16 protein-coding genes are annotated in these 15,184 nt (G+C 38.7%); 12 read left to right on the plus strand and 4 right to left on the minus strand.

Features of this window, described 5'->3' with window-relative positions; genetic code table 11:
* Positions 1-72: 72 nt before the first annotated feature.
* The 5 genes from RMY63_RS36295 (at position 73) to holA (ending at position 4,002) form a co-directional block, all read left to right on the plus strand.
* Positions 73-285 carry a hypothetical protein gene (locus tag RMY63_RS36295; RefSeq protein WP_322733336.1) on the plus strand — a complete coding sequence of 71 codons (213 nt, stop codon included), beginning with the start codon at positions 73-75 and terminating at the stop codon, positions 283-285.
* 375 nt (positions 286-660) lie between these two features.
* The gene (locus tag RMY63_RS36300) at positions 661-1,032 is read left to right on the plus strand and encodes a XisH family protein (RefSeq protein WP_322733337.1); all 372 of its coding nucleotides are present in this window, start codon (positions 661-663) and stop codon (positions 1,030-1,032) included.
* Positions 1,020-1,373, plus strand: coding sequence for a XisI protein (locus RMY63_RS36305; RefSeq protein ID WP_322733338.1), 354 nt, complete (start codon positions 1,020-1,022; stop codon positions 1,371-1,373). The genes RMY63_RS36300 and RMY63_RS36305 overlap by 13 nt, the downstream gene beginning before the upstream one ends.
* 242 nt (positions 1,374-1,615) lie before the next feature.
* The gene (gene dnaX, locus RMY63_RS36310; protein ID WP_322733339.1) at positions 1,616-3,052 is read left to right on the plus strand and encodes a DNA polymerase III subunit gamma/tau; all 1,437 of its coding nucleotides are present in this window, start codon (positions 1,616-1,618) and stop codon (positions 3,050-3,052) included.
* Positions 3,049-4,002 (plus strand): DNA polymerase III subunit delta, encoded by a 954-nt coding sequence (gene holA, locus RMY63_RS36315; protein ID WP_322733340.1) that lies wholly within the window; start codon positions 3,049-3,051, stop codon positions 4,000-4,002. Before dnaX ends, holA begins: the two co-directional genes overlap by 4 nt.
* 123 nt (positions 4,003-4,125) lie before the next feature.
* On the opposite strand, the gene RMY63_RS36320 is transcribed toward holA, so the two are convergent.
* Together RMY63_RS36320 and RMY63_RS36325 are read right to left on the minus strand one after the other, a co-directional pair.
* Complete coding sequence (locus tag RMY63_RS36320; RefSeq protein ID WP_322733341.1) at positions 4,126-4,374, minus strand: hypothetical protein; 249 nt, start codon at positions 4,372-4,374, stop codon at positions 4,126-4,128.
* Between the two features lie 736 nt (positions 4,375-5,110).
* Entirely contained in the window at positions 5,111-7,228 is a 2,118-nt protein-coding gene (locus RMY63_RS36325; RefSeq protein ID WP_322733342.1) for a vWA domain-containing protein, read from the minus strand.
* Positions 7,229-7,633: 405 nt separating this feature from the next.
* Here RMY63_RS36325 and RMY63_RS36330 point away from each other — a divergent pair, with 405 nt between their 5' ends.
* Together RMY63_RS36330 and RMY63_RS36335 are read left to right on the plus strand one after the other, a co-directional pair.
* Positions 7,634-8,215, plus strand: coding sequence for a hypothetical protein (locus RMY63_RS36330; protein ID WP_322733343.1), 582 nt, complete (start codon positions 7,634-7,636; stop codon positions 8,213-8,215).
* A 123-nt stretch (positions 8,216-8,338) separates the two neighbouring features.
* Positions 8,339-10,951: a DEAD/DEAH box helicase gene (locus RMY63_RS36335; RefSeq protein WP_322733344.1), complete on the plus strand. Its 2,613-nt coding sequence runs from the start codon at positions 8,339-8,341 to the stop codon at positions 10,949-10,951.
* 57 nt (positions 10,952-11,008) lie between these two features.
* On the opposite strand, the gene RMY63_RS36340 is transcribed toward RMY63_RS36335, so the two are convergent.
* Complete coding sequence (locus tag RMY63_RS36340) at positions 11,009-11,356, minus strand: hypothetical protein (protein WP_094333543.1); 348 nt, start codon at positions 11,354-11,356, stop codon at positions 11,009-11,011.
* Positions 11,357-11,362: 6 nt separating this feature from the next.
* Positions 11,363-11,725, minus strand: a complete 363-nt coding sequence (locus RMY63_RS36345; protein WP_322733345.1) for a hypothetical protein — start codon at positions 11,723-11,725, stop codon at positions 11,363-11,365.
* A 501-nt stretch (positions 11,726-12,226) separates the two neighbouring features.
* Between RMY63_RS36345 and RMY63_RS36350 the strand changes: the two genes are divergently transcribed.
* Genes RMY63_RS36350 through RMY63_RS36370 form a run of 5 tightly spaced genes read left to right on the plus strand, consistent with a single transcriptional unit; the run spans position 12,227 to position 15,121 of the window.
* Positions 12,227-12,481 (plus strand): hypothetical protein, encoded by a 255-nt coding sequence (locus tag RMY63_RS36350; RefSeq protein ID WP_094333544.1) that lies wholly within the window; start codon positions 12,227-12,229, stop codon positions 12,479-12,481.
* Positions 12,478-12,816 (plus strand): type II toxin-antitoxin system RelE/ParE family toxin, encoded by a 339-nt coding sequence (locus RMY63_RS36355; RefSeq protein WP_322733346.1) that lies wholly within the window; start codon positions 12,478-12,480, stop codon positions 12,814-12,816. The genes RMY63_RS36350 and RMY63_RS36355 overlap by 4 nt, the downstream gene beginning before the upstream one ends.
* 5 nt (positions 12,817-12,821) lie before the next feature.
* Complete coding sequence (locus RMY63_RS36360; protein WP_322733347.1) at positions 12,822-13,565, plus strand: hypothetical protein; 744 nt, start codon at positions 12,822-12,824, stop codon at positions 13,563-13,565.
* A 48-nt stretch (positions 13,566-13,613) separates the two neighbouring features.
* The gene (locus tag RMY63_RS36365) at positions 13,614-14,468 is read left to right on the plus strand and encodes a hypothetical protein (protein ID WP_322733348.1); all 855 of its coding nucleotides are present in this window, start codon (positions 13,614-13,616) and stop codon (positions 14,466-14,468) included.
* Positions 14,468-15,121: a type I restriction endonuclease subunit M gene (locus tag RMY63_RS36370; RefSeq protein WP_322733349.1), complete on the plus strand. Its 654-nt coding sequence runs from the start codon at positions 14,468-14,470 to the stop codon at positions 15,119-15,121. Before RMY63_RS36365 ends, RMY63_RS36370 begins: the two co-directional genes overlap by 1 nt.
* Positions 15,122-15,184: the final 63 nt, after the last annotated feature.

Below are 15,184 nucleotides of genomic sequence, written 5' to 3' on the forward strand. Positions count from 1 at the left end.
TCTCTAGTTAACTTTTCGTTACATACTTGAGATTTTTCCCGCCCACTTACTTATGATGCCCAAAGTAATCGCTTGGGTTTTGCTTGGCAAGATATTATCCTCAGATGTCAATGTCTGGAAGGAACTTACCCTGACTGCGAACAGCTATTGGCAAGATTTAGCTTTGACCGAGAAGTAATCCTAGAAAAAGCATTCTTAGTCAAAGCACTCGAACGGTTAGCTGTGTTAACAGATAAAAAAGAGAAAGGTATTTATTTACAATACTATGACCAAAAGTTAACGTAATTTCAAGGTTTTGAGCAAATCTTCAACATAACAAAATGAATCAACTTATGTCCGCGTGTTTTAAATGTGAACCATAGTGCAACCCAAAGTTTTCTTTTTTGATTTGGTAAAAAATGCAGAGCAAAACACACTAATTTAACCCTTAAATTTTCAACTTTCGGTCAAAATTTGGTTCAAAATGCTTACAATATGGTTCAAAAACATGTTTAGCCAAAAATTGAGTGATAAAGCGATCGCCTGATATTTTGGTTTTAAAAGCTCTCGCCCACGAACACATACAAATGAACTATAAAAACCGTATTGCTTGCTGTAATTAAGTTTTGAGGTTTTTTAACTCCATTTATAGCTTTGAACTATATGTTGTCCTAGTCAATAGTGAAGTATGTCCCGTCCGTTTGGTCAAAATATAGTTCAAATCACAATGAGGATGCTGAACTCTACGCCGACCTAGCAGCAGAAAAACCAATCGCCGCAGAACGCCAAGGGCAGAAGATTGTTGTAGAAATCAAGAGCTTTGTGGGCAAATCGCTGATGTATGATTTTCATAATGCCCTGGGACAATACATAGTCTATCGGAAACTAATTCAACTTACTGAGCCAGAATATAAGCTTTATTTAGCTGTTGATGATGTTGTCTATGAGAACTTTTTTCAACGTAAATCTGTACAAGCAGTCATCAATGAAAATAACCTGCTGTTAATAGTTGTAAATACAGAAAAGGAGGAAATTCGGCAATGGATAAGCTAGAAGAATACCGCAATGCTATCAAGAATATATTGACTGAGTATTACGAAACTACTAATACTCAAGTTATAAAAAATGCGGGAATTGAAGTAAGCGATCGCTTGGCTTTTGATGAAACAAGAGATCAATATCTTTGGTTTAGGTTTGGCTGGGATGACAAAAAGCAAATCCAGTATATTATCATCTATCTCTGCATCAAAAACGGCAAAGTTTGGGTGGAAGAAGATGCAACTAATTTCTGCGTTGTTGATGATTTGCTATCAGCCGGAATACCCCAAGCCGATATTGTTTTGGGTTTCCATCATCCCAGTAAACGAGGTTTAACAGAATTCGCTACTGCTTAAGGAGGCAGCTAAAAAAGAGAAATTTAGCGTTTTATGAGCCAAGGATATGAATTCTAAAAGTGCTATAGCTCGGTTGTCAATTCCATAAAATTCTCCACCTGTTTCAACGTTTAAATAATTAGGCATACTCAACTTCTAGTATCAGTAAATATTACTGGAATTGAGCAAATCAGCCTATTTTGGAGTCAAAATTGCACCCCCTTAACAGGGGTAAGGGCGACAAATTAAGGTTAATGAATCCTATGTCTACAGTCGCCCTACATCAAAAATATCGACCCCAAACAATAGCCGAATTAGTTGGACAGCCCTACATCAAAACTGCTCTGACTAATGCTGTCAAATACCTGCAAATTGCACCAGCTTATTTGTTTACAGGTTCTAGAGGCACAGGTAAAACCTCAACTGCTCGGATATTTGCTAAATCCCTCAATTGCCTCAACACTAAAAAACCAACTGACCAACCTTGTGGTATTTGTCAATCCTGCCGTTCAATTGAAACCAGTAATAGCCTAGATGTTAGTGAAATTGATGCTGCTTCTAATAATGGTGTAGATGATGCTCGTGCTTTAATTGAGCGCAGTACCTTAGCACCTGTTGCAGGATGTTACCGAATTTTTATTCTCGATGAGTGCCATTGTCTAACCGGCAACGCCTTCAATGCCTTACTTAAGTGTATTGAAGAACCGCCACCTCATGTTGTTTTCATTCTCTGCACAACAGAACTGCACAAGGTGTTACCTACCATTGTCAGCCGTTGTCAGGTGTTTAACTTTCGCACTTTGTCTGTTCAGACTATTGTGCAGCATCTCCGTATTGTAGCAAATGCAGAATCTATCTCTATTGATGAGGAGGCACTAACAGCGATCGCACGCCTGGGCGATGGTGGATTGCGGGATGCACTGCAATTACTGGGTCAGGTGAGTCTTTTAGATGAAGATATCACTGCTAATCATGTCATGGAAATCGCTGGTGGTGTGACAGAAACAGAATTAATGTCAATTTTACAGGCAATATCCACGAACAACACCTTTAACTTGCTGCAAGTAGCAAGAGTTTTAGTAGATTCTGGTAAAACGCCCAAATTGATTCTCTCCAACTTACTGCAAACATACCGAGATTTACTGATTATCAAATCTGCACCCAAAGAGCAATCCCTGCTGACTGGTTGTGTTAGCTATGCTCAACTCAAGGTTTTAGCAAATCACTGGAATTTCGAGACGCTTAACTTGTCTCTAGCAGAGTTACAAAAAGCAGAAAACTATCTTCGGTACACAGTAAATGCTGCTGTATGGCTAGAAGTTTGCTTACTGAACTTGATACCTAGTTTATTGCCCGTCAGTGCAACCAAGACGCTAACTGCTAAACCTGTAGATGACAAAGGGCATGATGGCAAATTGTTACCAGCAGTTGCAGCTAATACTACTAACCTGGCTCAAATTTGGCTTTCTGTGATGGATACAGCTAAACCCAGCAATCAAAAGCTGTTGGCTCATGCAAATCTCGTTAAATTGCAAGGTGACAAGGCAATTTTAGAGGTTACACCAGCTTACCTGAATAAGTTTGAGAGTAGTAAAGAAGCGATCGCTAAAATGCTGCAACGAGCTACCCAAAGTCAAAAACCAATGACTGTGCTAATTAAAACTGCCAACAAGAGCAGTAACGGGAGGGTAAAAGCATGATTGTCTTGTTGACAGGTGACGACCAACACGCCATCCAGGAACAGCTAAACCAATACAAAGCAGAGATTGATGCTCAATGGCTCACATTTTGCTATCACCGATTTCCAGCCGATCAGCTTGACCGAGCTATCAGCGTAGCTCGCACTCGTTCCCTGACTGGAGGTAAAAAACTGGTGATTGTGGAAAATTGCCACCTCAAGCAGTGGGGTGATACTGAGTTGGAAACCTTGCAGCAGCTTGTTCAAGTGCCTGAATTCACAATTTTGGTGTTTGTCGCCACCAATGTAGATAAGCGCCTGAAGATTTACAAACATATTGTCAAGTATGCCAAATTGTTTGAGTTTTCATTGATACCACCTTGGCGTACTGATTTGATTGAAAAGGTGATCGCAACTCAAGCTAAAAAAATCAAGCTGGTACTGTCAAAGGATGCAGTGGAATATCTAGCAGAAGCAATTGGTAACGACATGACCCGTGTAGCCACAGAGTTACGCAAACTGTATATCTATGGTAATGGCAGACAACTTGAGCTTGCAGAAGTAAAAGAGTTAGTGTCATGTCAGACTCAGAATAGCCTACAACTGGCATCTGCTATTCGCCAAGGAGAAAGCAATCAAGTTTTGCACCTGCTAGATGATTTACTGTCACGCTCGGAACCATTAATGGTAATTGTTGCCACTCTCCTAACGCAGTTTAGAACTTGGCTGTGGGTTAAGTCTGCGATTGTTTCTGGGATTAAGAAAGATAGTGAATTAGCTCAAATTTGCAGTATCAGCAATCCTAATCGCATTTACTATTTGCGTCAGGAGGTAGCAAATATAAGCATTAACGCTTTAGCTAAAGCAGTGTCTATGATGCTGGATTTGGAGATGTCTATTAAGAGGGGTACTGAAAGTAAAGATTTACTGCTAATAATTCTTAGTGTTAGCAGGTTATTTAAGTTAACTTAATCAACATAAAGTTGACTGAGAGTTTTGGATTTTGGATTGGATATTGGACTCCATCTGCACTTGGGCATAAAAGTGGAGATTTTCATCCCCACTAAACTCCAGACTCTAAAGTACAGATGTTAATTAAGAAGCAGTGATACGCCACGCTTTAATTATTTCTGCTGCTGATTTGGCAATCATGTAGATGATGATAGAAGTAGCAATCCCACTGGAAAAAATTAAAGCACTTCCTTCATGCTTTAGAGCAACATCAGCAATTTTATCAATTAAGTGAGGTACAGTTGGTTGTTCTGTACCAATTTGAGTCGTTTGCTGAATTGGTTGTCCATTATTGTTGGAAGTGCAGATAAAGTGATCTGAATCGTTAGTCATAGGATATAACTCCAGTAATAGTTTTGAGTCAAGCTGCCAACTTGATAACAAAATTATTACTGAATGCTTCAGATTTATACAAGGTTCAATGATGTCTATAAAATATCAATATGTAGCTCATTTTTAACAAGCTACATCAGCCAAATGTAAACATCAAGTTTTATTAAGAAAAATGGTTCAGTTAATAGTTTAATTATGGATCAATGATTATAACCGCTACCACAATAATTTACTGAACAAAAATTGCACCAAGAAGGAAAAAGCTAGATTAATGAGCTTTTACAGTTTCTATTACATTGGTTGGATTATCTTGAGTTTTAGCCTTTTTATCGAGGAAAAGGGTTAGATTAATGAACTTTTACAGTTTTTATTACTTCAGTCTTTAGAAAGTTGGCAGCTTGACTAGATACTGGAGTCAAAACCCTTATTAGTTCATTTGTACTAACCCAGCATTTATATTCTAACTTGTAGAAATGAGTGTGGGCAATAAATCTTAGTGGTAGTTTTTTAAATATTTTTAGTTAGAGTGACAAAGTTTTCTTTATGTGGTTCTAACAAACAGTTAGTAAATTGGCAGCTTGACTAGGTACTGGAGTTAAACCACTTGATTAAAACATCTTGTCTATTAAAGTTTTGTCCGATGAAATCTCTAACTGAAACAAATAACTAAACAAACTGTTTCTCTTTTTCATTACATCAGTAAATGAATTGCTTTGGATTAGTAATCAGCATTCAGTTATGCAAATTTGATGCTTGATTCGTTTCGTTTTCTAATTCTTGCTTCGCACCAATGTTCAAAATTTTTTTGTTCAACTTTAGTTGTTTCTGTATCATTAATATTGCTAACAGCTTGATTTCTTAAAGTAGCAGCTAGTTTGGTATAGTTCATCCAAACCATCCGATGATGGTCAACGTGCTTAATTTCAAATGTGTACCATTTTTTACCACCCCACCAACAGGGTTTATAGGTGCGACGATATTCTGTCCAAATGGGATCTTGTTTACGGCTAAGTTGCCAATGCTTGGAGGCTTCTCCTTCATACCAATTTGCTTGACTTAAGGCTGAAGTTGCGGTTACACCTTTTTTAATTACACTATTTTTCAGTTCTTCTAGTTCACCTAGATGGTTATTGAGTTCATTGAAGATTTCTCCATTAATAACTTTAGAGGCTATGTCTTGATCAAAGCCAGGTAGTAATTTATCGCGGAGAGATTTAATATATGCTTTAGTTTTAGCTGTAATTTCTTTTTGTTGGTATTGAATAATATCATTTGCAGTGGCACGTCCTAAAATAGTAAAAATGCCATCACAATTATAAATCCAAGATGTACCTAGTCTGGGACAATAGAGGAATAAATCATCTTGGTTATCACCGTTATAGCTCTGGATATTATATCCATGAATGCGAAATTTATCGAAATTTATGTATGCTAAAGCTTTAGCAATAATTTTTCCATATTCAAACCCATCCTTATACCCATCTCGATAGTTGCTATATTGGAATAATAACTCGTACCAACCATCAGATATTTGAGAGGCGCAGTTATATCTACCGTCGCTATAGCCTTGTTCACGACCAAGCTCATAATCACTTTTTATCAGCGAGCTGAACAACAATAGATTGGCTAAAGAGGATTTCCCTGAACCAGAATGAGAAAACATTTTTATAGTGATAGGCCGCCGCTCATCTACAAAAATCATTGCATCTTCTCCATAATTAGAATATGTCTTCTGAGAATTAATAGAGCTTCCTGAAATATTAGATAAAGTATGCCAAAGACTTTTGTAATTTTTATATCCCTGGCTTTTATATACATAAATATAAAATTTATCTAATCTTATGTATGCTAAAGCTTTAGCAATTATTTTTCCGTTTTCAAATCCGCATTCATACCCATTTTGGTAATTTCTAGATTTAAATAATAACTTATCAGATATTTGAGAGGTGCAATCATATCTACCGTCGCTATAGCCTTGTTCACGACCAAGCTCATAATCACTTTTTATGTTCAATCCGTAACAAAAATCGATATAATACAATCTACGACTATAGTTACAATCCCATATTTTAATTGGAAAGGTGCAATCATATCTACCATCGCTATAGCTTTCATCACGTCCAAGTTCATAATTCCAGGTAAATTCGGATTTAAGATCATCCATTAATTTGCGTAAGTTGCTCTTTAATTCTTCAGCAAAATTATATAAGTTATATCTAAAACCAAGTTCAAATACTTTTCCTTGTGTGCCTTCTACCAATTGGGTATACACTTTCTCATCTTCATTATCAGACCAAAAAGAAGATAACCCGAATATAGATTTCTTAGTATTCACAATATAAAGTTCTACACCAGCATCACGAATAGCTTGTGCTACTTGTTCAACACTCTTAGCTTCCACATCTGGAATGCTAGGTGGAGCATCTGTAAATAGAATAATGACTTTCTTTGCGTCTGATGTAAAAGGTTGACGCAATGCAAGCAAGATAGCATCAAGACTACTGGAATTATATCCACAACCACCTTCTGCTTGTAGTTTGTCAACTTCTGTGTTAAATAGTTCAGGAAATTGAGTAAAACTATCTGTGCTATTTTCAAAACTATGGATAGTATGTTCTTGACCAATTTGCCGATCGCGGAACTCTATCAAACCAAGTCTTGTCTGTTTTCCATAAGACTCAATCGTATTGGCAAAGTCTTTAATGGTATATTTGATGGCTTCAAGCTCACTCCACATACTAGCTGTGCAATCTACGACAAACATAATGTCAGCAACAGACTTGTCTTGGAAGCCTTCTGTTTGCTTGTATCCATGTTTGTATATCGCACCTAACACAGTAGTCATTGTAAACATAATAGACACCACCATTAAGATAATGAACAAGTTTTGTCTTTTAGGAATCTGTCAGTAAACTGTAGATAATTTTTATACAAAGTAATGGCTTTACAAAATATTGCGATAGGTTTACTATCACTTCCTTCACAATAAAATACAAGGGTCAATGTATCATTATTGGTTCAATAGAGGTTCTTTTATAGTTCATTAAAAGGTTCATTTCAACCTATTTTTTATGATCTTTAACTGATATTTATGTGATTTTTTTCTGCCCCAAAATTCAATAATAACTCAATTTTGTTCCAGTTTTTAACTATGTTATTAATCCGCTAATGCTTTACTACCATCTGTTCTCAGGTTGGCTGTGATACTATGATGAGAAGCTTGGCAGCTTGTAAATTTCTAGGTAATGGAGCAAAATTAATGGGTGTTAAATTATGTAAAAAAGGTAAAGAACATATGGATACCCAAAGGAAAAAAAAAGGCTTTCGTAAATACGATGAAAAGTGGTGGACATCAGCCCATGTTTCAGAATCCACCTTAAAACGTTTTTGGGCTGGAACAGAAATTTGTCCCGAATCTTTTAGAGCAATTTGCGAAGCTGTTGATGTGGATTTAGCGAAACAATGGGATTTACTGATTGAAGGAGATAAGAAAGATAGCACTCGTGTAGAAAATCTAAAAGAATTAAAAGATATCTATACTTTTAATTCAGAAGTATCAATAAAAAAATTTAAAATTATTTTAAGAGGTGTAGGTGTTTTTGATGAAAATACCACACAATTAGTAAGGCAAACTTTAGATGATTTAAAAGATTTTTTAAGTGCATCTTACGTCCAATTTCCAGCCTCACCAATTCAGTTAGATTTACCCAAAACAAAATTTACAATTAATGTAAATGGTTTTGGCATTTTAGATGAAAATCACCAACTTATAGTACAAGATATTCTAAGAGAGCTAGAATATTTATTAATCACAATCCATGTGAAAATGATGCCGATTTAGGCGTAATCTGGCCCTAGTGGATGCGTATTTAGATATTCCCACGCAAACAATACTACCTATCCTAATTTAGCATCACTCCCCCCAATGGGGGATTTTTTAGGGCAATGAGCGAAAAATCCCGCCATGAATACGCCCAATTATAGTGCCTTACTACAAAGCTTTTGGACACCACCTCGTACACCCATTACAGAAAATTCCAACTCAAATAACCATCCCACTGAACCAACAGATATTGCTGAATTTCTAGGTGAAGATTTACTCTGGCAACAGACTATCTCTGCCAAAGAACCTAATCTGAAAAATATCCCTAATGACCTACCAAATAAATTAATTAAAGCACTTCACTCATTAGGAATCACCCAACTTTACTCTCACCAACTTCAAGCATTACAAGCAATTAGACAAGGTAAAAGTTTAATCCTCACCTCTCCCACAGCCAGTGGCAAAACTCTTAGCACATACCCCGCCATTCTGGAAGGTTGTATCAATGAAGAACATCGAGCATTAGCATTTTATGGACTACGAGCATTAGCGCTAGACCAGTTCCACAAAATCTCTGAACTACTCTCTACCATACCCACACAATCCAGACCTATACTGGCAATGATCACTGGAGATGTCAAATCGGAAAAACGAGAACAAATCCTCAAGAGTGAACCGCATATTTTAGGTGTCACTCCAGAATTAATCCACTTTCAACTCAAGCAAACCTGGAAATCCGCGCATTGGGCAAACTTTTATCAGCGATTGCGCTATGTGCTGATTGATGAAGCTCACACTCTTTCAGGTAGCTATGGCGCAAATATGTCCTGGCTGATTCGTCGCATTAAACTAGCAGTAGATCATTACGGTGGTGACTCCAAGAAACTGCAATTTATCTTCCTGAGTGCCACTTGTGGTAATCCTAAACAACTGGCTCTGAAAATCTCTGGTTTGAAACCCACCAAAATCAACCCAAAACCCCTAATTTGGATTCGCAAAAGTGGAGCTGCTTCACCATCTAGACAAATAATTATCACTCAGCCCAGTTACAATCTGACTGGTGATACCGCTCGGATTATTCAATTTTTGCTCAATCAAGGTAAATCAGGTATCGCCTTTTGTAACTCCCGTCGCAGCGTGCGGGAACTAACAGAATTACTCAAATCAAACCAAGTAGCCGCTTTCTACAGTGGCATAACTTCTGAGCGTCGGGCAGAAGTAGTTGACCAACTCCAGTTTGGCACGATCAAGTGGATTATTGCCACAGAAGCATTAGAAGCTGGAATTGACCTACCAGAATTAGAATGTTGCATTTTGCGTGGCTGGCCTGGTTCCAAAATGGCATACCAGCAACGCAGTGGCCGCGCCGGACGTTCTCAGTCTGGACTAACAGTGCTGCTTCCCAATGCTCTCAATCCCATAGACTGCTATGTAGCAGAACATCCAGAAATGCTGGTATCGCCAGAAGCTGAGGAAGTATTCTTTAATGACGAATATCCCATCTTTGCTGCGAAACATTTAATGTGTGCAGCCGCAGAAACTGGTATTCCTACTAATAAAATCAAGCACTACTTTGGCACAGCAGCTTACGAGGTAGCAAAACTCCTGTTAGCCCAAGGGCATCTAAATAAAGGTCGTAATGGACTGTGGGCAAAAGGCTATCCCCATAAGGATGTTAACTTTCGGGGTGGCTTATCCCAAACTACCATCAAGCTAGTAGATGCAGAATCTGGGGAAGAACTAGAGGAAATCTCAGAAGATATTGCTCACCGGGAAGTCCATCCTCAAGCCATCTACAAACGACAAGATGCCAATGGACGAATGCTGACTTATCAGTGCGTCTCCCTTGACTTGAACAGCAAACAAGCAATTTTAAAACAGACAGTAGATAGCCCACTGTTTACAGTTGCAGTTACAGAATCAGAAACCAGCAGCCTAACAGTGCTGACAGATCCGGTGAAGTTACCATTGCTGTTTTCTCAAGTCAGTGAAGTTGATGACTGTCAGGAATACTTAACCCTAGAACTTAGTTTTGGTGAGGTTAAACACATTACCAGTGGTTACAGTTTAATGACCCAAATCTATGAGCAGACTTGTTTGAACAAGCGGTGTCTTAACTACAAAGAGCCGCTACCTAAAGAACGTCGTTGTCGGCTTTGTAGCAAACTCACACGCAAAGCTGTAATTGTGAAAACCCTGTCAGAAGAAAAGTTTGAGCACCCTTTCCGTACTCAATTTTCAGCACCAATGGTCAAAGTAGCGATTAACTCAAGTGCGCGGGAATACCTCCAGCACAATGCCTTAGAAACTAGAACCAGTCTTACTCGCAGTGGAGAAGCGATTCCCCCTGGTTATCAACAGTTGTGGGAATACTCCACTACCTTGATTGCTATCCACACCTTTGGGCATCAAATTATGAAAGCGTTACAGCTGGTGGCTAGAGTTGACCTAAAACAGGTGAATTTTACAGTAGTGAAGGAGTTAGGGGAAAATAACAATTACACGGGTTATTTCTATGATACCAGTGATGGTGGTAATGGTGCGGCTGAAGCTGTGTTTAAACATCTGCCAAAACTTGCTGGTGCTGCTAGAGCGATCGCACGAGATTGCAATTGCGATACTGGCTGTGCCAAGTGTCTAATTCAACATGGTTGCCCTGATGGTAACACTGCTTTATTGAAGCAAATGGGATTACTGTTGTTAGATGCGATCGCCTCCGGTCCGTCGGAGATCATCGCCTCCACCGAGGCGTAGCCCTACACTTGATGTTTGACACGAGTATCGTCGTAGACATCGCTCAATTTCTAGATTTTATTGCTCTAGATACTCAATCACTGCCTCCAAGTCTGCGATCGCCCGATTAAATCGATTGAGTATTGCTTCTGCTACTTCTGGTTGGGCGTTGACAGTCGGTAGTTTTTCTGTGACCACACCTTTGAGTGCTTCTAGCCACAGCGACAAATTTGTATGTCGAACTGCTGTCAATAATCCCATGTTGGTGAGAACAGACAAGTGAAACCCAAGTTGGTCTTGTCCACCATAACCCAAATATCCGTTGCTCAGTTCTAGTTTTTCGGGAGTAAATTCAAAATACTGGTCAGAGGTAATACCAGCAGATTCTAGTTTTGGTTGTGGTAATGGAGGTTGGGATTGAGTCATTATCAGTTAGGATTGTTGTACAGCAGGTAATTTTGACATTTGCAAAACACTGTCTGACCAAATACCAAGTTCTTGAATAATCTGGTTTTTAGCATCTGTGTTATTCCAGGCTTGTTCCCAGTTAAACAGCCAGCGTGTGAGAAACCTTCCTAAGTTTGCTAACTCAAAAGCATTGTCAATATCTATATCTGGGCCTATCCACTCAATAAAATACATAGTCTCTCTAATCAGGCTTTTGACCACATCCTCATGCGTAGAGTCACTGAAAAGTTGACTTATCCGTGCTAAATTAGTTGCCAATTTTCCCAATCTAACAGGGATACTATCTTGCACAAAGGTTTCTTGCTCATAAGTTAAGCCACTATTCATCCCAGAAACTCCATAAGAATTTGGGACACAATTTGTTTAATCTTAAGTAAGTGGGCGAGAAAATTCCCAAGTATGTTACGAAATGTAAATACAGCACATACTTTATAAAATCGTTATTTCACGGTTTTGACAAAACTAAATATATATTGTTTTTATCGTGCTTACCTACTTAACGCCATAATTTTCATTGAACGATTAATGTTTTAATAAGATATGCGTTAGCCTTACTCCGCAGGAGTTGCAAGCTACGCGGAGCGTCTCCAGGAGTTGGCTTTGGCGTACCCTTACTCAAAAGCTTGCTACGCGTAGCGTCTCTAAGAGTTGCCATCGCTTGCAGCTTAATTTTACAGGTATCTAGAATTAGCGTGATGTCTACAACGGGCGTAGCTGAAGCACTCCCACACTTGAGCAGTCCGCTTTACCCAATCTATGAGGTGTGTAGGCGTAGCCCAGAGCAGGCATCGCTATAATAAAACCAGTATCACTGAGGTAAAACTCACAATGTCCATTACACTTGATCTGCCACCGAAAGTTGAGGCACTGCTGCGACAGCGTGCTGAAAGTACTGGACAAGATATTTCGCAAATGGCGCTAGCAGTGCTGACTTTAGGACTGAGTTTGGACGATCAAGATTTTTTTGAGGCTTTAAAGGGAATCCAACGTGGGCTTGATGATTTTGAGCAAGGACAATTTTCGAGTTTAGAGGACTTCATTGCTGAACAAAATCAGAAATATGGATTGTCTCTTGAAGCATGACGTACCGCATTGATTTCTCTAGCATTGCGAAAGCCGAAGCGGATGCCGCATTCTTAAGTTTTTCTCAGTTTACCACAGATGAACGCGCCCAACTCTGGTATCAAGGGCTGATTAAAGCAATCGTCTCTCTGCAAGAAATGCCTCGGCGCTGTCCAATCGCTCGAGAGGATGCCTTCTTTAGTCAAGAAATTCGTCAGCTTCTTTATGGGCAAGGAAAGCAAACCTATCGTATTCTATTTACGGTTCTTGAAGATCAGCCTGTTGCCACGGTGAGAATTCTCCATATTCGTCATGGCGCACAGAAGACAATAGGTGAGCCGGAAGTAGAGGATTGATCATATTGACAGCTAATTCTTGTATCTTGGCTGTACGTATAATTAATTTGCAGCTTACCGCTGCATTGGAGAGATGTTATGTTCTCTCCACCATGCCAGTAATTAATCTTGCCGATATTCAACAAATTACTAAAACACAGCAACAAGTCCTATTCCCCAGTCAAAAATATCATCCAAATCGCTCTGCCTTTGACTCTATAGTTGCAGATAACTTCTCTTTGGTGATGAGACAACTATTTTTAGGACTGACTGTAGAACCTTTATTAAATGCCTATCCTCAAATTGCTCAGTGGGTTGATCAAATACAGGAACTTGCACCGGAAATTTTTCAATCTCGGAAAAAGTTATTAGTCGATAATCCAGTTATTGCACCTCTTGCGATTAATGATGATAAGCACTTTATTCAAGTATTAACAAATATAGCATTTAAACAAGGTATTCCCATACTTTATGAATGGGCTATACGCCATCCATATTTAAGCTGGCAAGACCGAGTAAAGTTGTGGACTACGGCTAGACAATACTCAGTTACTCCTAACCAAATACAACTCGTAATTTTAGCATTACATCCTGTTAAACCAGCCCAAAGATTAAATGTACGCTGGAATAAAAAGGATCAGATGCAGACTGAAAAATGGTTAATTAAACTACTGACTCAATCTCCAGATAACAAATCACAATCCAATATAGTCATTCCTGAGTTATCGTCAATGGTCAATTTAGAAGCTATTCCAGAAGTCAAGATTTAAGAGGCTAATGCCTCTGCCATTGGCAAATGCTTATTACAGATAACCCCAATGGTACTCAAATCAACTTTTGAACATGGATGGCTATTATCAAAACTACTCAAATTAGATGATGAATATCAAGGTAGGTGGGAGCAATGGCGATGGACAATGGAAACTGGAGAACTGCCTAAAGAAATACCACAAACTGAGTTTTTAGACTTAGGACATCCTCAAGTTTTACAGATGCTCTCAAGCTGTCTGCAATCTATTTCTACAGGTGGATGTGGCAGTCCTTCCAGATTTATTCCCTATTTCACTGATTGGTTACTTTATGCACTAGGGCATCCCAGCATTGCTAAATTACCTCATGAGCCAGAGGGATGTAACGGTGCGAGTAATCGTCTTCTTCAAGAACTGGAACTGAAGCTTTTGATTTCTTGTCCCTTCGATTACTTCGGCCATTTGTTGGCTGCTAATCGTTACGGGCAATCAAGAGCCAAATTCTACCCTACTCCTACTTGGACAGCCAGGACAATGACTATTGCAGCAGTTGAAAGTTCTGCTGCAATAGCACCATTTCATATATATGAACCAGCACTTGGTACAGGAAGATTAGCATTGGAAATGTCCAATTATGCTATCAGTTTAACAGGCTGGGAGTGGGATTCACTACTAATAAAAATAGCAAGTTTAAACTTCATGCTTTATGCTCCCTACTTGGCATTGCCTATTCCTAGTTTGGGTGGAGATTTAGTCATCGGAGATACGCTGACTGGCAGGGGTATTTCTTTTATCAGACCAAATTTAAAGTATGAAACTCCCGCATCAACACGTCAAACGAAGCTAAATAATAGTTTGCTGATTAATGGTATCAAATACAAAAATACTAAAGCAGAAAAGATGTTACAAGGAAGTTTATTTTGATGGAAATTAAAATTACTGAGTGGCAACAACTATTTCAAAATTGTGTCAGTAATCCTCCTCTGCCAATTTCCTTGCCTACTGTAGCACTTGCCAATCCTCCCTATTGCAAAATTAATCTCACTTCCGATTCCGAACTAGCCCGATTTGAGATGGCTTATAAATGGATACAACACGGAGATGGAAGCTACGTTATTACATCCAAATTGAAAATCCAAGCAGAACAAGAGTGTTTATTTGTAGAACAGTGTTTAAATCAATTGCAACCTGGTGAAATAGTCTGTATTTTGGTGTCTAATGGAATTCTGTCTTCATCTAACCAAGCACACTTTCGCCAATGGCTATTAAAAGACATGGCTTTGCTAATTGCTTCCATTCAGTTACCTACAGAAAACTTTCAGGTAGAATGTGGATTGGGAATTATCACCAGCTTTTTAATTCTTCAGCGCAAAGGTGGAGATTTACCAATACCAGAAGATTACTCAATCTTTATGGCAGTTGCGGATAAAATTGGTTTTGATAGTCGAGGTCGTCGTCTCTTTCGTTCAATTATAAATGGGCAACAAACCCAAGAAATTGATAGTGATTTACCTCTGATTCTAGAAGAGTTCAAAAAGTTTATCAAGGAGGTTTGGCAAAATAATGTTGATAAATAGCACTTGCTGTCTATTAGCGCCGTCAAAGTTACCTATGCAGTATATGGGGAAATTCAGGACGTG

This window comes from Nostoc sp. ChiQUE01b (genome assembly GCF_034531255.1).
In the GTDB taxonomy this organism is placed as follows: Bacteria; Cyanobacteriota; Cyanobacteriia; order Cyanobacteriales; family Nostocaceae; genus Nostoc.